Genomic DNA, 392 nt, shown 5'->3' on the forward strand with positions numbered 1-392 from the left:
GGCTTTCTGAGCCAGTGGGAAGGCCTGTTCATCACCACGCTGCTGCCGTTATTTGCCGGGCTGGCCCTGCTCGTCAATGCCCTCGGCGGGTTCAGTCACCGGCAGTGGCGACGCGCTGCGCCTGGCCTGATCGGCCCGGCCCTGGTGCTGATAGCGGTGTATTTGATGCTGGCTCACGGCTGGCGGAGCGGCTGGCTGCTCTATATCGGCCTGGCCCTCATGTTTGGGGTGTCCATCTGGGATCTCGTGTCGCCCGCCCACCGCCGTTGCTCCCCGACGTCCTGTCCGACTCCGCCAAAATGAAGGAATAACACTATGACCAAACTACAAATCGTCGGCATGACCTGCGCCTCCTGTGTCGAGCATGTGAAAGAGGCCTTGGAGAAGATCCC

Annotated in this window: 2 protein-coding genes; both read left to right on the top strand. The window is 62.0% G+C overall.

Going from position 1 to position 392, the window contains the following annotated elements; genetic code table 11:
- Nucleotides 1-303 (top strand): MerC family mercury resistance protein (locus QWI17_RS01520; RefSeq protein WP_302720726.1); only part of this gene is annotated, 303 nt, incomplete at its 5' end.
- Between the two features lie 12 nt (nucleotides 304-315).
- On the top strand, nucleotides 316-392 hold a 77-nt coding region (locus QWI17_RS23580; RefSeq protein WP_368045318.1), incomplete at its 3' end, for a cation transporter.

Origin of the sequence: Gilvimarinus gilvus, from assembly GCF_030518155.1 — a bacterium.
GTDB lineage: Bacteria > Pseudomonadota > Gammaproteobacteria > Pseudomonadales > Cellvibrionaceae > Gilvimarinus > Gilvimarinus gilvus.